This window comes from Aliikangiella sp. G2MR2-5 (genome assembly GCF_015687155.1).
In the GTDB taxonomy this organism is placed as follows: domain Bacteria; phylum Pseudomonadota; class Gammaproteobacteria; order Enterobacterales; family Kangiellaceae; genus Aliikangiella.
The window spans coordinates 210,577-232,039 of record NZ_JADPQF010000002.1 but is presented as its reverse complement, the minus strand read 5'-3'; the positions used below and the strand labels follow the sequence as shown (position 1 = coordinate 232,039).

Genomic DNA, 21,463 nt, shown 5'->3' with positions numbered 1-21,463 from the left:
GCTATTCGAATTTTAAAATTACGGGTTTAAATCTATATTCCCGTTATTAACAATAAAGCAGTCAGGAAATAGACGTGAGTGATTTTATTCAAAAGTTTAACCAGTCCCGCATCTATCAGATTCCAGCGCGGGCCAGGGAAATTGAAACTATCGATATGCATACTGCAGGTGAGCCGCTGCGTGTCATTACTGCGGGGTATCCACAAATTAACGCAGGGTCACTACTTGAGTACCGGCGAATTTTAAAAGATGAATTTGACGACTTAAGAAAAGCCATCATGTTCGAGCCGAGGGGGCATGCTGATATGTATGGTTGCCTTTTACTCCCGCCATTTAATAAGGAAGCCGACTGCAGCGTTATTTTTATGCATAACGAGGGTTACAGCACCATGTGCGGGCACGCGGTCATCGGTATTATGACATTGGCGGTAAAAATGGGCTGGGTGGAGGCTCGAGAGGGACTGGCCAAACTTAAAATCGAAGCACCTTGCGGGCTGATTCTGGTACAGGCTAAAGTGACGGGAGAGGAGGTTATCGCTTCTTTTGAGTGCGTTCCGTCTTTTGTCGGCGCTTTAGACGAGCAAGTGTATCTGCCAAGTCTGGATAAGGAGGTTCGCTACGATCTCGCCTTTGGCGGTGCTTTTTATGCGTATGTCGACGCCGCGCAGCTAAACCTCAGTTTAACCGAAGGTAATTACGCCAAAATTATTCAACTGGGCACGGAAATCAAAAATGTAGTGGTCACCAGTAGCAACAAAATTATTCACCCACAAAATTCTGAATTAAGTTTCCTCTACGGCACGATTTTTATCAGTAATCCCTTAAGCGAAAGCGCTGATAGTCGTAATGTTTGCGTATTTGCCGACGGTGAGGTGGATCGCTCGCCGACTGGCTCCGGTGTCTCCGGCCGCATGGCAATCCATCATGCCCGAGGCGAGCTGGATGTGGGTGAAGGGATGGTGATAGAGAGTTTAATCGGAACCCGCTTTAAAGCGAAAGTTGCCCGTACATTAACGCTTGGTGAAATAGATGCGGTGGTTCCCTATGTTGAGGGGCAGGCATATATTTGCGGCGTTAACCGCTTGATTCTGGACCCGGCCGATCCGCTTAACCAGGGATTTTTATTGCGATAAGATTTAAATTTAATGCCGAGAATCAAGCGTCAGTCACTCAGGGGTGATATGATGGCGACAAATTCTTGAAAGCATTAATCCGATTATGTCGACTAGCCAATCCGCCGATAATCAGTGTTCAAATTCTGAGGAAGCCAGCATTCAGCTTCCTCAAAAGTCCGCTTCAATTTCTTCAATGGACAGACAACAAAAGGTTCGCCGTATTATTCTAATTGAAGGTATGGCCAATCTTGTTGTTTTACTGGCAAAGTCAGCAATCGGTTTTACCACAGGTTCCATGGCGATTATTGGCGATGCATTACACTCGTTAACTGATGTAGCCAACAATATTGTTGCCTGGGCGGTCGTTAAACATTCCGAGAAGCCTGCCGATAAGGAACACCCTTACGGTCATCACAAGTTTGAGACTCTCGCTGTTTTAGGCTTGGCGGTGTTGCTGGTCGTGCTGGCATTCGAACTGGCCATTAATGCTATTCGTGGTAGTAATGAAGTTCCGGTTACCTCCAATTTTGAACTCGCGGTAATGGTAGGAGTTTTGATGGTGAATATTGGGCTGGCTAGCTGGCAGCGTTTTTGGGCGAATAAACTGGATTCGAGTATTCTCAAAGCGGATGCCCATCATACATTTGCCGATGTATTGACCACTATAGTAGTCATCGGTGGCTGGCAACTGGCGGTTAACGGTTTTCCAATTCTCGACAAAATCTGTGCGCTAGGAGTTTCAGGACTAATTTTATATCTGGCTTACGAGCTGTTTAAAAAAGCGGCGCCGATACTGGTTGACGAATATGCGGTCGATCCCGATCAGGTGAGTAAACTGGTTTTAAAATACGAGCCGGTGGAGAAAGTTTCCCGAATTCGCTCGCGCTGGATCGGCAACCATGCCACTCTGGATATGATTATCCATGTCGCGCCGGATTTGACTACAGAAGAGTCACATCAAATTTGTGATGAGCTGGAAGATGCGATCGAAGCGGCATTTAATATTTCTGATATTTCCATTCATGTTGAACCTTATAAAGATTAATGACCACGCGAGTGAATCTGTTTTATGCGATACATTTCAAGTTTAACGATACTTTTAATAACAGTCTTCAGTTTGTCGACGATGGCTGAAAATGAAGGTGAAAAAGTCCAGCCGGATAATTTATTTCCTAAAGTTTTACTGGAAACTAACGTCGGTAATATTGTGGTTGAACTCAATCGACATCGCGCGCCGATTACCAGCAATAATTTTTTGACCTATGTTGTTAGCGGACGTTACGACGGTACGGTGATTCACCGAGTTGTCCCTGAATTTGTGGTGCAGGGTGGCGGCTATGATATTTTGTATCATCCTAAAAAGCAGGACAAACCGATATTCAACGAGTCGGGTAACGGACTAAAAAATACGGCTTATACGATTGCCATGGCACGTGAAGAAGATCCGCATTCTGCGACCAATCAGTTTTATTTTAATCTTGCCGATAACGACAACCTGGACCCGGGAAAGAGCTGGGGATATAGCGTTTTTGGATTGGTTCTGGAAGGGGAAGAGGTTTTAGACACAATCGGAAGAGCGGAAACTCATTATCATACTGAACTGGGCTGGGATGAAGTACCGGTAAAGCAGTTTGTGGTTAAAAAAGCTACGTTGATAAATGAATAAGGACGTTTGCTTATGGTAAGTAAATAAGTTCTGAGTTGAATATCTCAATTTGCTTTGATAGATTTGTAAAAATTCGCGTTAAACAATAATAAATATGCGCAACTCAAATATTAGAGCATTCTTTTTTAAGTTTGGAAATAGCTGCTACTGGGGCTCTTCAATAATTTTTGTTCTTTACGGAATTCTCCTGGATATGAATCCTACTGACAATGAATCGTGGCCGGAGTTTGGCCGATATTTTGTTGGTTTCGTACATAAATATCAGTGGTACTTTTTTCTATTAATAATTACATTAGTTGTGCTTGGTTTTTTTATTAAAAAGCTCGCTGGTGACGAATGGGCTTGGAATAGGCTTCAGTTCCTTATTGATGCATATCAAGAAAAAGTTTTCAAAAAGTTTTCTGATGACCCTCGCCATTTTCATAGAGTAACATTGTTTCAATATCAAAAGTTTCGTTGGAGGCTTGGAACTAGACCTGGTAGGTTTGAAAATAAACTTTTTCATAAAATTTGGCCATATAAAAAAGAAAGTCATCCTTTATCTGGCTGGCTTGTTCCTGTATTGCGATCTGGTCATACGACACAAAAAGCATCTTCAGTATTTCTTTGTAATAAAGATCATGCTGTTGCAGAAGGTATTGCTGGCATGATTTTCATTCGCTCTGGCACCACAGTTACTCAACCATTACCTGTTCCAAGTCAATCTGCAGGAAAAAAAGAAATAAAGAAATATTGTACAGAGTCATCTATAACTATAGATAGATACTATCAAATGTTCAGGAATGGGCAGCCTCCACCAGCAACAATTGGTGGATTTCCAATTGAAAAAAATGGTAAATTATGGGGAGTTTTAGTTCTAGATAGTACTTCAGAAACCGGAGTCGATACTTCTTCTATAGATGATTACTCCATTTTGATTTCATTGATAGGACAGATTTTGGAGAGAACTTAATGAACCTTTCAGAATGGGTTACGCTGGACGATCTGAAGCTCGATCAGCCAAAAGATGATGTAATAAATGGAGTTAAGGTAAAGCTTACATTATCCCCTTTTGAAAAGCCTCATGCTATTCGTGCTTATAGGGATGATGAAGAGTGTTTAGGTATTATTGAGTTCAAATATCTTAATGAATTTGAAAAAACCAAAGCTAAAAAGGTAGATTCAAACCTTACGTTTTATGTTGGAAGAAAGACAAATCGGATATATAAAATAGCTTTAGATTTGAGTGATTTTTCTAATAGTGAAATAACAGAGCTTCATTTAATTACGCAAAAAATTGACGAGTTTGAAAGCCTTGTGGAGCCTGGCGATAAGCACACTGGGTTTGATATCGCACGAGGATCTGTAGAGCATTTTGAGAATGATTTGGTGCAACAGTTTGCCCATGCATAGAATGTATTAAATTTATTTACTGGCAAACCAAGATTCCAGGATCAAAGCCGCTGCAATACTGTCAATTTGTGATTTTTTAAGCTTCTGATAACCCCCGAATTCAAACAACTCTTCTCTGGCCGCAGCACTGGTCAATCGCTCATCGAGCATTTCAACCTGCACACCGAAGCGGCCATGTAGCTGGTTGGCAAATTTTCGTGCGCGCTTGGTAATCTCCTGATCACTGCCATCCATATTAAAGGGTTCACCGACTACAACTTTGTCCGGTTGCCATTGTTTGAGGAGCTTTTCGACCAGCTCCCAACTGGGTTTACCATCTTTGGCTTTGAGCGTATCCAGCGGATTGGCGGTTTGGGTGATCGACTGGCCGACAGCGACACCTATTCGGGCTAAACCGAAGTCGAAAGCGATAATTTGACTCATGCGTGTCCGGAAGTATGGGTAAGTGTTGTGATATCGACGCCGAGTAATTCAGCTGCTTTTTCCCAGCGCTTATCGATATCTGTAGAAAAAATGATTTCAGGATTAAGAGGCACTGTTAACCAGGAGTTTTCCATGATTTCGTATTCTAATTGACCTGCTTCCCAACCTGCATATCCCAAGGCAATAATCGCGTCATCATCGACTTCATGACGACCAATCGCATGCAGTATATCTGAGGAGGTGGTGACTGAAATGTTGTTTTCCAGAGAAATACTTGATTTCCACAATTTATCTGCACGGTGGATCACGAAACCGCGATCGACCTGAACCGGACCTCCGGCAAAAACCGGATTAATGTTGTGGTTATGGCTACAAGGAATTTCCATGTGTTCCAGAAGGTCGGAAGTAGAGAAATCTAACGGGTGATTAATTACCAGCCCCATTGCGCCATCTGCATTATGTTCACATAAAAGAGTAACGCTTCGACTGAAATTGGCATCTTTCAGCGAAGGCATTGCGATCAGCAAATGATTTTTTAAACTGGGAAACTTGCTCATACTATTATTGTTGGTCCGCAAGTAGGAAAAAACAAGGGAATTTGCACTAAATAACCTTTATTTTCGCTATTTAACAGGCAAAAAAGAGTGTTTAGTTAGTTTTTAATGAATAATCAGGTTGGAAGCGCCAGACCCGGATAATTTCAAGTATATCGGTATCTTTGGTCATTTCCGGGGTAAGAGGAGGAAATGGAGCTGACATTCTGACAATGCGGAGTGCCGCATCATCCAGAAGCTTTTTGCCTGAACTTTTTACAATTTTAAGATTGTGAATTGTTCCATCCTTGTTGAGGGCTACCTTAAGCGTCAGATTTCCATAAATCTTTTCCTTTTTCGCCTTTTCTGGATAGTTGAGATTGCCGACATTCTCAATTTTTCGACGCCAGCTATCCAGGTAAAGTGCGTCAGATGAGCGGTGGATCGATGCTGAAATATGTCTTACCCTGGCTTTGCGCGCCTGATTGACATTCTGCGAATCAAGATTCGCAATGAGGCCTGAAAGCTGGTAACTCTTGTTAATCAAGGATGCGGTATCAGGAACCTGCTGGCTATTTTCAGTTTGTTCGAGTGGTCGCTTGTTTAGCTGCTCATTTCCGCGGGAAGCAATGAACTCGTTTGAAGAATTTTGGGTTTGTGAAGCCGCGGGTTGCTGCATAGGCTCCGAGGCCAACGCATTGGGGTCATTAAATTGTGCCATCTCTTTAGTGCTAGGCATAAGTAAGTCTTCACTATCACCTCCACCTTCTTGGTTAGACTGTCCAATGAAGTCTGCCTTCTCGGGTTTCTTTTCTGCTGCGAACTGAGCGAGAACCACATTGAAGGATTTTTCATACTTGCTTGGTTTCAGGTCTGGTAAGGTAAAGACCACTCCGAATAAGAGTAATGCGTGAAAAGCGAGCGCCAAAAACGCACAAAACATCATTTTGTCCACTTGCGATACTTTGGCTTGTACCTGATTATCGATGGTGCCGTGATGATTTTGCATGATTTTAGCTAATACCTTTTTCTACTTTCCGCCTAACTGGCTGCCTTCTCTCTTAATTTTAGCTCGATTGAGTCAAATAGTTGAGAGGCTATCTGAGTATCAAAAGCTGCGTCAATCTCTTTTATACAGGTAGGGCTGGTGACGTTAATTTCTGTGAGGTAGTCCCCAATCACATCGAGGCCAACAAACATCAAGCCTTTCTCTTTTAAGGTCGGACCAACCTGTCTTGCTATCCACAAATCTCGATCGCTCAGTGGTCTGGCTTCTCCTCGGCCACCGGCGGCCAGATTTCCACGTGTTTCTCCCTGGGCTGGAATGCGAGCCAGGCAGTAGGGGATAGGCTCGCCATCAACCATAAGTATTCGCTTGTCTCCCAGCTTTATTTCTGGAATAAAAGCCTGCGCCATTGCAGTGGTTCGACCGAGGTTAGTTAATGTTTCGATTATTACGCCTATATTAGGGTCTCCAGCTCGAACTCTGAAAATTGAACTTCCGCCCATTCCGTCCAGGGGCTTTAGAATGATGTCTTCGTGTTCTTTAAGAAAAGCACGGAAATCTTTTTCGTTGCGACTAACAAGCGTCGTTGGGCAGCATTGAGGAAACCAGGCGGTAAATAGTTTTTCGTTAGCATCGCGTATGCTCTGTGGATTGTTTACCACAAGTAATCCCTGTTCCTGGGCTAGTTGCAGTAAATAGGTCGAATAGACAAACTCCATATCAAATGGCGGGTCTTTACGCATCAAAAGTACATCAAATTCATTTGCATTAAGCTGTCCGATCGGCTCTTTTGTAAACCAGACAGAAGGATTGTCCTCAACAGTCAGTCGATGAGTATGTGCTTTGACTTTACCGTCTTTCAAGTAGAGATCCTGTTGCTCCAGATAGAAGAGTTGATGACCTCTTGATTGAGCTTCCAGTAGCATGGCAAAACTACTGTCTTTTTTGATGTTTATTTGTTCAATCGGATCCATCAGGATAGCTATTTTTAAAGACATTCTTTCTCTCGACTATACTAATATTGAGACGAAGGTTACACGGACCATTCTATTATAGATAGTTGAAAATCGAAAACAATAGTTTGAGCTTAAATATCAATAGGTTATGAGGCCTATTTAAAGTCAAATAGCTGTCATGTATCTTAAAAGCTTGATTCTTAAAGTTTTCTTTTTTAAGCTAGCAGGATATACAAGTCTTTGTGACTTACTCTCAATATCCTAAAATCAATGTGGATTAGCCACCGCATTTATGTTACAAGTTACCTAGGCACTCTCCATCTTTTGAGGGGGGTGTAAGGCTTTAATATTGAATGATGGGCGATATACGAATCTCCCTGATGAGGAATGATCGATGGAAAATAGTTTTCAAGGTCTCAAAGCAATGGTTATCGACGACAGTAAGACAATTCGTCGTACTGCCGAGACTTTGCTTAAAAAAGTAGGCTGTGAAGTCGTTACTGCAGTCGACGGCTTTGATGCACTAGCCAAGATCGCGGATCACAAACCTAATATCATCTTTGTCGATATTATGATGCCCCGATTGGATGGATACCAAACCTGTGCACTAATAAAAAATAATAAAGAATTTCAGGACACGCCGGTGATCATGCTATCGAGTAAAGATGGCCTGTTTGATCGTGCAAAGGGTCGTATTGTCGGTTCAGATCAATATTTAACCAAGCCTTTTAGTCGAGACGAACTTCTAAGCGCTATTACTGATCATGTCAGTCTCGCGTAGCGTCTTTTGTGTTAAAGCATTAGCCTGACTTAAAAAGAACAAAGTCAAGCGGGGGAAATAATTAAATGTCTAAGATTCTAATCGTAGATGATTCACCTACAGAAATTCACGTTTTATCAACAATTCTAGAGTCAAACGGATACCAGGTTGTAACTGCTGAGAGTGGTGAGTCTGGTGTTGCTGTGGCCAAGGAAGAGTTACCTGACTTGGTATTGATGGATGTTGTTATGCCTGGGTTAAATGGGTTCCAGGCAACACGCCAGTTAAAGAAAGATCCTGCAACTGCGCATATTCCGGTTGTTATAGTAACAACCAAAGATCAGGAAACTGACAAAATCTGGGGTATGCGTCAGGGTGCTAAGGACTATCTCACCAAGCCGGTGGAAGAAGGAAACCTAATTAATACGATCCAAGCCATCTTAGGAAGATAGACCATTTTATGAGCGAGACAGATTTACAAGCATTCGAAACGCTAAAACAAATAGAAAAGCGTAGCTTTGAAAGCGCTGAAGTTGTTACTCGTGAAGAAGACTTAAGCCGATTCTGGACTGGAATCGGCTTTCGTGTTTCAGGCAACGAATATGTGGTGCAGCTTAAAGAAGTGGCGGAAATTATTGCCATTCCACGTTATACCAAAGTTCCGGGCGCGAAAACTTGGGTCAGAGGTCTTGCAAATATACGGGGTACTTTGTTACCCATAATGGATCTTCATGGATTTTTAGGAAGAAAAGCACCACATGCTCTGCGCAGACAGAGACTTTTAGTTGTTAATCACGATGGAATACATTGTGGTGTAATCGTTGACGAAGTATTAGGGTTGAATCACTTTGAAAACGAAGAGTGGGTAAAGGATGTGCCCGTAGATGATGAGGCGATGAAGCCTTATCTGAAAGGTGGGTTTTATGTAGGTGAAAACTTGAGGAATGTTTTCAGTTTACATACCTTGGCAGAAACACCGTCGTTTCGCCAGGTCGCACTAGTATAAGAAGACGGGCTTACAATCTTTTTGAATCAATTTCGTATTTCAGGAATTAAACTATGAGCGCAGACGATAAAAAAAGTCAAATAGAGGCGGGATCGAATACCGGCGTATTCATCTGGTCACTGCTATTTTTCATATTGGTTGGAGCTGTCAACCTTTGGTGGGGGTTGAGAGAAAGTCAATTCAACCAGACGAGGTTGACCAAAGCGGGTAACCTTCGCGTATTGTCACAGCAGGTTGCAAAAAACGCATCCGAGGCTTCGCAAGGTAACGCCGAGGCTTTTGAGCAATTGAAAATTTCCCGTAAAGGATTCCAGGCTCAGTTTAACCACATTAGTCGCGGAGATGATTCAAAAGGTTTGCCACCTTCGCCGGAAGATATCCTTAGAAATCAGGTTCGTCCTGTTGGTGACTTATGGAGTGAACTGGACAAAAATGTTGAGATCGTTTCTAACGGACAAGAAACGGTAATTGGTCTGCATGATATCGCGGCTGAACTTTCCGCAACTATTCCTCAGATGCAGTTCCTTTATCAAAATGTTCAGGATATTTTGCTCGACTCAAATTCAACGCCTGAACAGGTAATGTTTGCGACCCGTCAGTCTCTTTACGCGGAAAGAATACTGCGCTCTTTCCAAAAAGTACTCCAGGGTGGTGAAGATGCTTCAATGTCGGCGGAAAACTTCGGACATGACGTGGATGTATTTGGTGAGGTCTTAACAGGAATGCTTGAAGGCGATGCCATGTTAGGAATCGATCGTGTGACTAACGCTGAAGCGCGTCAGTCTCTTGAAAGTATCGCGACCCATTACGAAAGCGTAAAACAAAATGTGGATTATGTTATCCAGTCAACGGAAGAACTTTTCGGTGTTCATACGGCATCGGACCAAATCTTTATTCAAGCGAGCGACATGCTAGCTCTAACCGAAAAACTTCAAGCAGCTTATGAAAATACCGGTGACGATTTCACCAAGCCGGGACACCCATACTGGTCAGCCGGTGCAGGTGGATTTGTATTGATATTCCTGATATTACTTTACGGTCGCCAACGTAAGGATGACAAAGTTCGTACTGAGCGTGCTCGTGAAACCGCAGACAACGAAAAGTTGCAAAATGAAAGAAACCAACAGGCGATCATCCGACTACTGGATGAAATGGAAGGACTGGCAGACGGTGATCTGACAACAAACGCAACGGTAACCGAGGATTTCACTGGAGCGATTGCCGATGCGATGAACTTTACAATCGACCAACTTAGAAGCCTGGTATCGACCATCAAAGACTCGGTTGTGAAACTGGCAAATGCAACCGATGCTACGCAGAACATCTCGATGGAGTTGGCACAAGCATCGCGCAATCAGGCACAGGAAATTACCGGAGCCTCGGCCGCGATCAACGAAATGGCGGTATCCATTGAACAGGTATCTGCTAACGCATCCGAATCATCAACGGTAGCGGAAAAATCGGTAGAAATAGCGAAAAAAGGTGGTGAGGTTGTACGAAATACAATTCAAGGTATGGATACTATCCGTGAGCAAATACAAGAAACATCCAAGCGTATAAAACGTCTGGGTGAATCTTCCCAGGAAATCGGGGATATCGTATCTCTGATCAACGACATTTCCGACCAAACAAACATTCTGGCACTTAACGCTGCAATCCAGGCATCGATGGCGGGTGAGGCCGGTCGTGGTTTCGCGGTTGTTGCGGATGAGGTACAGCGACTGGCGGAACGTTCCGGTAACGCGACTAAACAGATTGAGGCGCTAGTAAAAACCATCCAGACAGATACAAACGAAGCGGTAATTTCGATGGAAGCATCGACTGCAGAGGTGGTTCATGGAGCTCGATTGGCACAAGATGCGGGTGTTGCGCTGGAAGAAATCGAGCGCGTATCGAAAAGTTTGGCGGACTTGATCCAGAACATATCTAATGCGGCAAGACAACAAGCTGCATCAGCAGGTCACGTATCTAACACGATGAATGTAATCCAGGAAATTACTAACCAAACATCTGAAGGTACACAGAATACCGCAAGCTCGATCGGTAAACTGGCTGAACTGGCGGATGAGTTGAATAACTCAATCGCAGGTTTCAAGCTACCCGAAGAAGCATAAACTGGCACCAAACGATATTGGCTTTTTTAGAAGTTAAGGAAAAGCATGGCAGCTTACGAACTTCCTGAAATGGAATCTGAAGAGTTTGCCCTTTGGCAAACTCTTTTAGAAAAACGAACAGGGCTCTGGTTGCCGGAAAGTCGTAAGGTTTTTTTGATTGCCGCGTTGACCCGACACCTTAAAGATAAAGGTCTAAAAAATTTTTCTGAGCTGTATAGCAAGCTGGATGCTGGAGCAATTACGGTTTTAGATTGGGCAACCTTGGTTGATTCGTTAACGGTTCATGAAACCTGTTATTACCGAGATTCCGCGTCACTCAATTTGGTCGCAAATTATTGTCGAAATCGAGCAATTGAAGGCTTTCAAAGCGAGCCGAATAAGCCACAGCATATTCAGCTGTGGAGTGTTGGTTGTTCAACCGGTGAAGAAGCCTATACTTTGGCCATTGAGCTGGACAAAGTGAATCATGGATTACGTGAATCGCAGGGAAAGGATATTTATTACGGTGTAACAGCGATAGATATCAGCTACCCGTCATTGGCGGTAGCAAGAGAAGGTATTTATGCTGCGCGTCAGTTGGATTTTGTGCCACAGGCTGCGAAAAACTTATACTTTGATCTGTTAGCTGATGACTACTATCAGGTTAAAGAGCCCATCCGGCAGCGAACTTGTTTTATACAAGGTAATGTGCTGGAACTGGGAGAAAGAAATAAGCAATTATTTGATGTCATCTACTGTCAGAACGTTCTCATCTATTTTCGTAGTGAGCGAAAAAAAATGGTGGTCAATCAACTGACAAAAAGACTGAAGCCTGGTGGCTTGCTAGTCTTGGGTCATGGGGAGGTTACCTTGTTTGAGAACGGTGAACTAACAAGATTAGATAACAAAGATTGTTTGGCTTATTTAAAAAAGTCGAACGATAACTGTTAACAACAATGACGGAGTGGTCATGAGTGACAACTACGACCAGTTAGCATTAAGCTGGGTTAGAAAAGAAATCAATAATACGCTGGATCAGGCTCGGCAGGGCTTAGAAAATTTTGCCGAAGATACGCAGGATCAAACCCAGATTCAATTTTGCATCAACTGTTTGCATCAAGTGCACGGTACTCTGCAGATGCTTGACTTTTCCGGGGCAGCACGTCTTGCCGAGGAAATGGAGAAGCTTGCCGATAAAATGTCTAATGACTCATCTTTAGCGGTTGAGTCTTCATTCGAAATATTAATGCGCGCCTTACTTCAATTACCCGGTTACCTCGAGAGAGTAGAGGAAGGGCAAAAAGATATACCTGTTGTGCTACTGCCTCTTATCAATGAAATTCGAGCTGCGGCTAACGAAGCACCAGTAGACGCTCAGGATGTATTTAGTGCTGATACAAGAAGTGTATTACCTCCAAGAGCAACAGAACAGGTTAGTGAAACTGATAAAACAACGGCTTTTCAAGATAATGCCAAAAAGCTTCGAGCGCATTTTCAAAAAGGGCTAACAGGAATTATCCGAGGCCAAAAGATAAAAGAGGGTCTTGCCAGAATTCATAAGGTTCTGCTTAGACTCGAAGGCTTAACTGAAGGCGCTTCGGTAAGTCGACTTTGGTGGGTTGCTGACGGTTTCATTTTCTCTATTTCTGAAGGCGGTCACTATAAGAAAAAAGAGGCTCATCAATTACTGGCGCAGGTCGATAAGCAAATAAAGCGTTTGGCGGACGTTGGTGCCGAAGCTTTGAATGATGTTATTCCTGAAAAACTTCTTTCTCAATTATTGTATTTTGTCGCAAGATCAAACTCGAAAAATGAACGTATTATTGCACTCAAGCGAGAGTTTGACCTGGATAAGTACCTACCTTCCGATGAGCAGTTGGAGAAAAGGCAGGCTAAATTATCCAAGCCGGATTCTAGTGCGGTTACCAATGTTGTTGGGGCAATCAATGAAGAATTGGCTTCGGTAAAAGATCAGCTTGATCTGTTTGTCCGCGCACCGTCAAAAGATATTTCACAATTACAAATTTTGGTCGATTCATTAACTCGAATTTCTGATACTTTGACTCTACTTGAGTTAGCGATCCCTAGAGATGTCGTTCGTCAACAAATCTCGAGCATCCAAAAACAGATAGACCTGAATAAAATACCTGATGACTCCATGGTAATGGATGTTGCTGGAGCCTTATTATTTGTTGAAGCTAATCTTAAGAATGTAGATCTTGAGGCTCATGACGAAGCTGAACCTGGTGCCGACCTTACCGAAAAAGGTGAAGCTAAAGCGAAAGAGTCTGAAGTCGATGAAGCGACAGAAGCTCTTATTAAAGTTGCTCGCAAAAGTATGCTTTCTGCTAAAGACCACATGATTAATTATATTGCTTCAGGATTTAATCGAGAGGCAATTGCTGAAGTACCGAAGCAACTGGAAGAAGTCTTGGGCGCGGTAAAAATTATTCAATTTGATGAAGCCGCTGGCATATTGAAAGTAGCGAAACGGTTCATTGAAGAACGCATTATTAATCTTAATTATCAACCAGATGAGTCTAGTCTTGACGCATTAGCGGATGTAATTACAAGTGTTGAGTATTATCTAGAAGCTTCTGAAGAAGGAAAACATAGAGGTATTGCTTCAATATTGGCAGGTGCGAAAAATAGCCTGGCCAAACTGGAAGTGGAGCTTGCTACACCACCTGAAGCACCATCGACACCTGCAGCTTCGGCGTCAGTTGAAGAGCTTTCTTCTACCGAGCCCGCCAAAGAACAAAGTGCTGTCGCCAGTACTCCGACGACCCAGCAAGAGTCAAAACCTGCACCTGTTGCCGATGTTATTCCTTTAGCAACCAGTTCTGCTGATAAAGAAGTTGATGAAACCTTGATCGATGATGAAGTACTGGAAATCTTCCTTGAAGAAGCAGAAGAAGAAATTGAGGCTATTAACGACATGTTGCCGCGTTGGGTTAATAATACCCAGGATGAAGAGGCGCTCACCACTATGCGTCGTTCGTTCCATACGCTAAAAGGTAGTGGTCGACTGGTTGGTGCAAAGGTTATTGGTGAGTTTAGCTGGGCGATAGAGAACCTGTTGAATAAGGTAATTGAAGAGTCAGTACCGGCAGAAACTCCTGTTATCGAAACGCTAAACAAAGCGCATACTATTTTACCTCGTTTGGTAGAGTGTTTCGCTCAACAAAAATCATGTGGTGATGACTATTTACAAATAGTTGCTCGTGCTGAGCATATAGCTGCTGGTAAACCAATCGCTGAATTCAGTTATGAATCCCCAAAACCTGTAGTTGAAAAAGCAGTTGAAACTGTTGCAGCTGGTGAGCAAGCTTCCAAGCAAGCGGGTATTGCAGAGTCAATCGACCCGGTATTATTGGAGATTTTCTCTACAGAAGCAGAGACTCACCTGGAAGCGGTGAAACAATTTATAGATCAATCTCCAAGTCAGGGAAGTGTTGCCATAACTGACGAACTCATTCGTGCGTTACATACCCTTAAGGGTAGTGCCAACATGGCTAATGTAGGCAAAATAGCTGTTATTGCTGGACCTCTGGAAAGTTTTGCTCGTCTGGCTAAAGGAAGCAATCAACGGTTCAGCCAGATAAACCTTGAAACTTTGAGAAAAACCCATGCCGCTTTAAGCGAATATTTGCAGAAGCTGAAGACCGGCGCGCCAATTGCCGAAGATGCGCTTAAAGTTGTCCAGTCTGAAATAGAAAATATGGAGCTTGAGTCACCTGTTTCAGGGGAAGTTTCAGCACAACATCGTGATCAACAGCTGGTCTCCATTTTCCTAACCGAAGGTCAGGATATTCTACAAGAGGTGTCTCAGCTAAATGAAAAACTGAGTAGTTCTCTTGGGCATAGAGAGTTAATCGACAATATTCGAGTTGAACTTCATACATTCCTGCGCGGCGCAGAAATGCTGACAATCGATGAGTTGCAGCGGCTTGCTTCGGTATCTGAAAAAATGGCATCTATCGCTGCGAGTCGCGGTGAAGTCGATATGACTTTCTGTAATCTATTGAATGAAAGCGTCGACTCTTTAGATGGAATGCTAAATAGACTGGCATCCGAAGAAGATCTATTTGTTCCGGATGAACTAGTCACAAAAATTGAAAACTGGATAGAAGGTCCGGTGCTAGAGGCGGGCACACCTCCAGAGGATATGGACGTTGAGCTGGTTGAGCTTTTTGTAGAAGAAGGAGAAGAGCTGATAGAGTCTGCCAGAGAGCTATTGGTTCGTTGGAAGGATAACCTTTCCAGCAAAGAGTTACATCAGGAGTTGAGACGGATTTACCATACGGTTAAAGGTAGTTCCCGAATGGCAGGTGCTATGTCGGTCGGAGAACTTGGATACGCTGCCGAAGATATGTTCAACACGGTATTAGAGTTTGGTCGAGAGCTAGCTCCAATTGACTATGAACTGGTTGAGTTGGCGACCAACAAGCTGGAAGTGATGATTGCCGAGCTTAAGCGTTTAAGCTGGCCTGCAGAAGCAACTCGTGAAGTTGAGTTATTAAGGAAGCGTCTGGCTGGCGAGCCGGTATCAATTAGTGAAAGTCCGTCTATTGAAGCTCCGACTAAAGTAGTAGCACCTGAGAGCGAAACTATAGAGTTGGCGGACACAGAAATACCTGCAGAGGAGCTTGAAGTTACAGCAGAGCCGTTGGAGCCTTCTGACGAACTGTTGGAGCCCGAAGAGGAACTGTCTTTATCTTTGGGTGTTGAAGAAAGTGAAACTGACGAAATTCCAACTCTAGATGAAATGCTTGAGTCGGAAGGTGCTTTTGAAACAGAAGAAATCACAGAGTCCTCATTAGAGTCTGTTGAGGTAGTTGACGATATTGAAATCCCAACTCTGGAAATGGAGCCAGACGAAAGTGAGCTCATCCTTGAAGTAAGTGGCGAGCAACCAGAAGAACTATTAGAACTTGAAGAGCTTCCGGTCGATCATGAATTGACGGAAGCTGAGAGTGAAGTGCTGGAGTCCGAGCAAGAGGCAACCGCAGAGCTCGAATTAAATGAGTTGCAAATTGAAGCAACCGAGGATGCAGGTGATGTGCTTGATACTTATGAGTCAATGGATACTGACGAACAGTTAGAAACCTTCGATGTCCTTGAGTCAGAGTCGGTTGAGCTTTCCGCAGAGTCTCAGCCGAGTGACGAGTCTCAACCCAGTGGCGAGTCTCAACCCAGTGAAGAGTCTCAACCCAGTGAAGAGTCTGAACTCGATGATCTTGGTTCTATGGAATTTGAAACTACACTCGAAGAGACTGTTCAAGCAGAGGAAGATGATTCTGAAGAGCTAGCAGAGCTTGATGAGCCTTTTACAGCTGAAGTAGAAACGACCGAAGATGAGTTGATTGAATCTGCTGAACCTCAGGCAATTGAAGATGATATTCAAATCGAGAAGCCTCAGGAAGAAGCTCTTGTCGTAGAAGATACTATTGCACCGGCTACTCCAGTGGTGGTTACCGGAGATATACAGAAAGTTGAGCTTGATGAAGATGGCGAGGAAGTCCTTGAGATCTATCTGGAAGAAGCGGACGAACTACTTGTATCTCTTGATGAAGCATTACACGACTGGTCGGAATCTTTAGACAATAAGGCAGCTATTGATCTGTTGCAGAGAACCTTGCATACCTTTAAAGGTGGTGCGCGTCTCTCTGATCTTGTTGTTCTGGGTGACTTGACTCATGAAATGGAAACCTATTTCGAAAAAGTTAACCGTGGAGACCTGGAAGCCAAGCCTGAAGACGTTAACTTCCTGCTTGAGGGCTATGATGTTATCGCCGGTCTTGTAAATGAGGTTACAGAAAAACGTCAAATGACTGTCCCTGCTGCTTACATGGCTTCATTAGAAGCCTTGATTGCGGGTAAGCCAATCAGCAGCGCTGAGCAGGCGGTGGCAACAGATAAAGTTGAACCAACTGTTGAGCCTGAAGCGGCTGAAGAGGCTACTGCTGATTCGCCTAAAGAAACAGAAGCTAAGTCCGCAGAAGTTGTTTCGTTTGAAGAAAAGAAGCTGGAAAAAGCAAAGGCAACGCAGCCTACAGAAATTATTCGTGTACCGGCTGAACAGCTGGAGTCATTGGTAAATCTTGCAGGTGAAACCAGTATTTTCCGAGCGCGTCTCGAGCAGCAAATGTCGGTGCTTAAGTACAATCTTGAGGAAATGAGCTCAACGATTGAACGCTTGAAAGATCAATTAAGAAATCTGGATATAGAAACAGAGGCTCAAATTTTATATCGCCGGGAAATTTCAGGAGGAATGGAATATGACGACTTTGATCCGCTGGAAATGGACCGATATACCCGTCAACAGGAATTGACTCGAGGTCTTGGTGAGAGTGCTGTTGACTTGGTGAGTTTAAAGGAAACTCTCGATGCATTAACTTCCGATTCGGAAACCTTGCTATTACAGCAAGGTCGAGTGAATACCGAAATGCAGGAAAGCTTGATGCGTACCAGGATGACGCCATTTGAAAGTCTGGTTCCACGACTCAGAAGGATGGTTAGGCAGATTAGCACTGAGCTTGGTAAAACGATTGAGTTAACTATCAGCGCTGAAGGTGAGATGGATAGAACTGTTCTCGAGCGGATGATTGCACCACTTGAGCACATGCTTAGAAATGCGATGGACCATGGTATTGAGCCTCCGGAAGAAAGACGGGCAAATAATAAGCCTGAAACTGGTAGCGTTAAAATTTCACTATTCCGAGAAGGTGGTGAAGTATTTATCAAGATACAGGACGACGGGCGAGGCCTTAATCTAGAGGCTATTCGTAAAAAAGCGACCGAGAAAGGACTGATCAATGAAAGCTCAGATCTCACCGATCACGAGTTGCAACAATTAATTTTGGAAGCAGGATTCAGTACCGCAGAACAGATTACCCAGATTTCTGGACGCGGTGTTGGTATGGACGTCGTAAATAGTGAAATAAAGCAGATGGGTGGTTTGATAGAAATTGATTCGACTTCAGGAGTCGGAACAATATTCACGGTGAAGCTGCCATTTACAGTATCGGTTAATCATGCATTGATGGTTCAACTTGGAGATGAAGTTTTCGCTATTCCACTGTCAAATATTGAGGGTATTGTTCGAGTAAGCCCATTTGAGTTGGAAGAATATTACAGCAATGATGATGCAAACTTTGAATACGCAGGTATTGATTATTCAATGAAGTATCTCGGGCAATTGCTCGACCATAATAAGTCGGCCAACTTTGCTGGTGTTACTCAACCCTTACCGGTGCTTCTGCTTCATGGAGCGGATCATCCTACAGCACTGCAGGTTGATGAGCTACTGGGAAGTCGTGAGATAGTTGTGAAGGCGTTAGGAAGCCAGTTGAGCACTATCAGCGGTCTGTCTGGCGCAACCATTCTTGGTGATGGCCGAGTTGTACTTATTCTGGATATGCCGGCATTGATTCGTCGAATGGATGCTAAGATCATCGAAGGTATGGATGTTGCGCAAGTTGTGGAAGAGGATAAAGTTCCGACAGTTATGGTGGTTGATGACTCGATTACTGTGCGTAAAGTTACTACTCGTTTACTGCAGCGTCATGACTTCGATGTTATAACCGCAAAGGATGGTGTTGATGCATTGAACGTATTAGGCGAGCAAAAACCTGATGTTATGCTTCTTGATATTGAAATGCCTCGAATGGATGGTTTTGAGTTAGCAACGATTATCCGTCATGACGAAGCGCTCAAAGATTTACCGATTATCATGATCACTTCTCGAACAGGAGAGAAGCATCGTGAGCGAGCTGAGCAGATCGGTGTCAACCAATACATGGGTAAACCATATAACGAAGTTGATTTGTTAGATGCAATATCATCATTGTTGCCGAATAAAGCTTGAGGAAGAAAGTGAGCGGTTTAAAAATCGGACTGGTTACTTCGGTTGACGAAGAGAGTGCACAACTAGTTAGTTTATTGGAAAGTCAGGCTGCGCAGATAGTTTATAATATTTCGCCTGCAGAAATCCAAGACGAGCACATCGGTGATCAATCCATTCATGTATGGTTGCTAAATGTTGACGATGATTCCTGGCATGATGCAGTCGATCACTTGCTGGATGAATCTGAGATCCCCGTTTATTTCAGTGAACCAGGTACTTTGACTAAACAGTCTCATCCTGAGTATTGGTGTGCCAACCTAATTGAACGTCTCTATGAAATTACCGGATTAGAAAAGTCGGAAGTTGAGTCTGAGCCCGAACTTGAGTCTGAGCCCGAAGCTCTTTCCCAAGCAGGCCCTGAAATTGAAGGAGAGTCTGGGGAAGAGGTATCTGGTATGCAAGCGTCAGACGAAGTAGCGTCTGCAAATGAGTTGAATTCGCTGACTCTTGCTGAAGGGGCGTCGTTAGATATAGAAGAAATGGAAAGAAGCCTCGACGAGTCGTTGAATGAGCTGGAAATTACTTCTGTCGGGCTGCCAAAAGATATCGCCGCTGAACTTGTCTCTGAGCTTGAAGATATTTCACCTGTGTTAAGCGAAGATGTGATGGGGTTGGAGCAAGTAGAAACGACCCAGGATATCCAGCAAAAGGCAGACGCAGATGCTGAGACTGAGCACGAACCTCTAGTTGAAGAGGTCGTAATTGAGCAAGAATTACAGCAAGAAGAGTTGGTGGGCGAGAATGAGTCGTCTGATTCGTTAGATGAGTTCGAGCTACAACTTGATCAACTTGCAGAAGAGTCGTCTGAAAATGATGATGAAGAGCTTGAGCTGGAGTTCGACCAGTTCGATAATAATCTGGAGTCGGCTATTGCGGAAAAATCGAAGCAGACCCAGGAGCAAAACAGACAAGCATTGAATGATGATCTTCAAGGTTCCCTTGATCTGGAGCTAGACGACGATGATCTGGATATGAGTCTTGAACCTGATTGGGAAAGTAGTGTTTCTTTTGAGGAAGAAGAACTGGAAGATGAACCGGAACAAAGGCCGGCTGCAGATACTGGAATAGAAAATAGTGAAAGTGAGTCAATCAGTACTGAGCATCTATCTTTAGAGCCTTTGGCTGAAGAAACTCATTCACCAGGAAAAGCTAATTTTTTGTCTGACGATAATAGTCTAGAAGAAGATGTCGAAAATGACAGTGCACCTCAGCCAGAAGAAAAACTTTCTGAGCAAGCTCATGTTGAAACCTCCACGGTTAGTATGCCTGAAACTAATCTTTCATTGGAACCTATGGAAGGGGAGCTGAAAAGTTCCGGGAAGGCAAATTTTCTTGATGATAGCTTTGGTGATGATAACTTTGATGATAGTAGCTTAGATGAGAGTAGCTTAGATGAGAGTAGCTTAGATGAGAGTAGCTTAGATGAGAGTAGCTTAGGTGAAAATGACTTCGATACACTCAAAGATGACGCAAGTCGTGATGTCAATACAGCTGTGCCTTCTCCAGCCTCTGATTTATCTTCTCTCGAGCTTGAAGAAGATAGGGTAAATCTTGATGAAGTTCCAGATGACCTTGAGCTTCTACAAACCGAAAGTGAAACTGAATTATCTCCGGAAGCTGTAAGCAATTTTGCAAAGCAAGCTGTTGAATCTGTTTCTTCAAAGCAAAAAGCTGAGGATGAACACCCTCCGCATGCTTTTGAGCAGTCTTTAGATGATGCTGAGAGCTATTGTGAGCCTGAATTGTTGACTTCAGATGATTCTAGTGAGGATGCTCTGGCGCTAGATTCATTTGAGTTAGATGGTGTAGTGGTTGAGGCTGAAGAGGAAAACACTTCTGATAATTTGCTTGAAGAAGAACAATGTTTTAGTCCTGTAGATGGAACTGTCCTATCTGAAGAATCGCAGCAAAGTGAAGAAGTATTTGAGATTCCAATGCTGGATGAAACTGCCTCTGGAATTGAGTTTGAAGTAGAAAAAACTCCAATTGTTGTCCATGAAAAAATCCCGTGCTGGGTCATCGGTGCGTCCTTGGGCGGTCCGGCTGCGGTTAAGCGATTTATGCAATCATTGCCCTCGGATATTAAAGCCAGCTTTATTATCGCTCAGCACATCGACGAAAACTTCTTACCTGTTTTGGCTGAAATTTTGACCAACAGTAGTGACTTTGAAGTGACAGTGGCTAACGGAAGTAATGAAATGTCCCGCGGCAAATTTTATATTGCCCCTTTAAAAGGGAAAACAGTATTTCTCAAAGATGGATCTATGCTAGTTGACCATTCGCAGAAGTGGAGTGGTCCATACTCTCCTTGTATAGATGATGTCATTGAGTCAGTCAGCCATGCATATGGAGAATCAGCGGGAGCTATTATATTCAGTGGAATGGGACAGGACGGAGTAAACGGTGCTCGTCGACTGCGCGAAAAAGGTGGGCAAGTGTGGGCTCAATCGCTTGATACTTGTGCTAATCCGACGATGCCTAGTGCGATTATTGACAGTGGTGAAGTTGATTTTATTGGAACACCGGAAGATTTAGCGCAAAATTTGGTAACATATTTAAGCGCCCACGCTTAGGACTGCTTGTAAAATAGTGGTAAGCTTCAGG

At 43.5% G+C, this 21,463-nt stretch carries 16 protein-coding genes; 12 read left to right on the top strand and 4 right to left on the bottom strand.

The genetic code is table 11. The features are described 5' to 3' along the window. Positions 1–74 precede the first annotated feature (74 nt). From IYN84_RS08410 to IYN84_RS08390, 5 genes are all read left to right on the top strand, one after another. Complete coding sequence (locus IYN84_RS08410; protein ID WP_371734830.1) at positions 75–1,133, top strand: proline racemase family protein; 1,059 nt, start codon at positions 75–77, stop codon at positions 1,131–1,133. 85 nt (positions 1,134–1,218) lie between these two features. Then, positions 1,219–2,160 carry a cation diffusion facilitator family transporter gene (locus IYN84_RS08405; RefSeq protein ID WP_196138766.1) on the top strand — a complete coding sequence of 314 codons (942 nt, stop codon included), beginning with the start codon at positions 1,219–1,221 and terminating at the stop codon, positions 2,158–2,160. A gap of 81 nt (positions 2,161–2,241) precedes the next feature. Then, on the top strand, positions 2,242–2,781 hold the full coding sequence (locus IYN84_RS08400; protein ID WP_210330356.1) for a peptidylprolyl isomerase: 540 nt from the start codon (positions 2,242–2,244) through the stop codon (positions 2,779–2,781). A 193-nt stretch (positions 2,782–2,974) separates the two neighbouring features. Then, the gene (locus IYN84_RS08395) at positions 2,975–3,733 is read left to right on the top strand and encodes a hypothetical protein (protein ID WP_196138764.1); all 759 of its coding nucleotides are present in this window, start codon (positions 2,975–2,977) and stop codon (positions 3,731–3,733) included. Further along, on the top strand, positions 3,733–4,173 hold the full coding sequence (locus tag IYN84_RS08390) for a hypothetical protein (protein WP_196138763.1): 441 nt from the start codon (positions 3,733–3,735) through the stop codon (positions 4,171–4,173). Before IYN84_RS08395 ends, IYN84_RS08390 begins: the two co-directional genes overlap by 1 nt. A 12-nt stretch (positions 4,174–4,185) precedes the next feature. Here the strand turns inward: IYN84_RS08390 and ruvX are convergent, their stop codons facing one another. From ruvX to gshB, 4 genes are all read right to left on the bottom strand, one after another. Continuing rightward, positions 4,186–4,596 carry a Holliday junction resolvase RuvX gene (gene ruvX / locus IYN84_RS08385; protein WP_196138762.1) on the bottom strand — a complete coding sequence of 137 codons (411 nt, stop codon included), beginning with the start codon at positions 4,594–4,596 and terminating at the stop codon, positions 4,186–4,188. Next, positions 4,593–5,153: a YqgE/AlgH family protein gene (locus IYN84_RS08380; RefSeq protein ID WP_196138761.1), complete on the bottom strand. Its 561-nt coding sequence runs from the start codon at positions 5,151–5,153 to the stop codon at positions 4,593–4,595. The genes ruvX and IYN84_RS08380 overlap by 4 nt, the downstream gene beginning before the upstream one ends. Positions 5,154–5,244: 91 nt before the next feature. After that, positions 5,245–6,138 carry an energy transducer TonB gene (locus IYN84_RS08375; protein ID WP_196138760.1) on the bottom strand — a complete coding sequence of 298 codons (894 nt, stop codon included), beginning with the start codon at positions 6,136–6,138 and terminating at the stop codon, positions 5,245–5,247. Positions 6,139–6,170: 32 nt separating this feature from the next. Beyond that, entirely contained in the window at positions 6,171–7,133 is a 963-nt protein-coding gene (gene gshB, locus IYN84_RS08370) for a glutathione synthase (RefSeq protein ID WP_196138759.1), read from the bottom strand. A 352-nt stretch (positions 7,134–7,485) separates the two neighbouring features. On the opposite strand from gshB, the gene pilG reads away from it, so the two are divergent. The 7 genes from pilG to IYN84_RS21665 all read left to right on the top strand — a co-directional run bounded on the left by pilG (position 7,486) and on the right by IYN84_RS21665 (position 21,432). Further along, positions 7,486–7,872 carry a twitching motility response regulator PilG gene (pilG, locus tag IYN84_RS08365; RefSeq protein WP_196138758.1) on the top strand — a complete coding sequence of 129 codons (387 nt, stop codon included), beginning with the start codon at positions 7,486–7,488 and terminating at the stop codon, positions 7,870–7,872. 65 nt (positions 7,873–7,937) lie between these two features. Beyond that, complete coding sequence (gene pilH, locus IYN84_RS08360) at positions 7,938–8,303, top strand: twitching motility response regulator PilH (RefSeq protein WP_196138757.1); 366 nt, start codon at positions 7,938–7,940, stop codon at positions 8,301–8,303. Positions 8,304–8,311: 8 nt separating this feature from the next. Next, on the top strand, positions 8,312–8,857 hold the full coding sequence (locus IYN84_RS08355; protein ID WP_196138756.1) for a chemotaxis protein CheW: 546 nt from the start codon (positions 8,312–8,314) through the stop codon (positions 8,855–8,857). 53 nt (positions 8,858–8,910) lie between these two features. Continuing rightward, entirely contained in the window at positions 8,911–10,971 is a 2,061-nt protein-coding gene (locus tag IYN84_RS08350; RefSeq protein ID WP_196138755.1) for a methyl-accepting chemotaxis protein, read from the top strand. Between the two features lie 45 nt (positions 10,972–11,016). Next, positions 11,017–11,901, top strand: a complete 885-nt coding sequence (locus IYN84_RS08345) for a protein-glutamate O-methyltransferase CheR (RefSeq protein ID WP_196138754.1) — start codon at positions 11,017–11,019, stop codon at positions 11,899–11,901. Positions 11,902–11,920: 19 nt separating this feature from the next. Then, complete coding sequence (locus IYN84_RS08340) at positions 11,921–18,820, top strand: Hpt domain-containing protein (RefSeq protein ID WP_196138753.1); 6,900 nt, start codon at positions 11,921–11,923, stop codon at positions 18,818–18,820. Positions 18,821–18,828: 8 nt separating this feature from the next. Then, positions 18,829–21,432 (top strand): chemotaxis protein CheB, encoded by a 2,604-nt coding sequence (locus tag IYN84_RS21665; protein ID WP_196138752.1) that lies wholly within the window; start codon positions 18,829–18,831, stop codon positions 21,430–21,432. Positions 21,433–21,463 lie beyond the last annotated feature (31 nt).

Excerpts from the sequence above, each read along its gene's own strand:
- IYN84_RS08405 (WP_196138766.1), top strand. The coding sequence starts at position 1,219 with ATGTCGACTAGCCAATCCGCCGATAATCAGTGTTCAAATTCTGAGGAA.
- IYN84_RS08390 (WP_196138763.1), top strand. The coding sequence starts at position 3,733 with ATGAACCTTTCAGAATGGGTTACGCTGGACGATCTGAAGCTCGATCAG.
- IYN84_RS08380 (WP_196138761.1), bottom strand. The coding sequence starts at position 5,153 with ATGAGCAAGTTTCCCAGTTTAAAAAATCATTTGCTGATCGCAATGCCT.
- pilH (WP_196138757.1), top strand. The coding sequence starts at position 7,938 with ATGTCTAAGATTCTAATCGTAGATGATTCACCTACAGAAATTCACGTT.
- IYN84_RS08400 (WP_210330356.1), top strand. The coding sequence starts at position 2,242 with ATGGCTGAAAATGAAGGTGAAAAAGTCCAGCCGGATAATTTATTTCCT.
- ruvX (WP_196138762.1), bottom strand. The coding sequence starts at position 4,596 with ATGAGTCAAATTATCGCTTTCGACTTCGGTTTAGCCCGAATAGGTGTC.
- gshB (WP_196138759.1), bottom strand. The coding sequence starts at position 7,133 with ATGTCTTTAAAAATAGCTATCCTGATGGATCCGATTGAACAAATAAAC.
- pilG (WP_196138758.1), top strand. The coding sequence starts at position 7,486 with ATGGAAAATAGTTTTCAAGGTCTCAAAGCAATGGTTATCGACGACAGT.
- IYN84_RS08345 (WP_196138754.1), top strand. The coding sequence starts at position 11,017 with ATGGCAGCTTACGAACTTCCTGAAATGGAATCTGAAGAGTTTGCCCTT.
- IYN84_RS08355 (WP_196138756.1), top strand. The coding sequence starts at position 8,312 with ATGAGCGAGACAGATTTACAAGCATTCGAAACGCTAAAACAAATAGAA.
- IYN84_RS08340 (WP_196138753.1), top strand. The coding sequence starts at position 11,921 with ATGAGTGACAACTACGACCAGTTAGCATTAAGCTGGGTTAGAAAAGAA.
- IYN84_RS08395 (WP_196138764.1), top strand. The coding sequence starts at position 2,975 with ATGAATCCTACTGACAATGAATCGTGGCCGGAGTTTGGCCGATATTTT.
- IYN84_RS08350 (WP_196138755.1), top strand. The coding sequence starts at position 8,911 with ATGAGCGCAGACGATAAAAAAAGTCAAATAGAGGCGGGATCGAATACC.
- IYN84_RS08375 (WP_196138760.1), bottom strand. The coding sequence starts at position 6,138 with ATGCAAAATCATCACGGCACCATCGATAATCAGGTACAAGCCAAAGTA.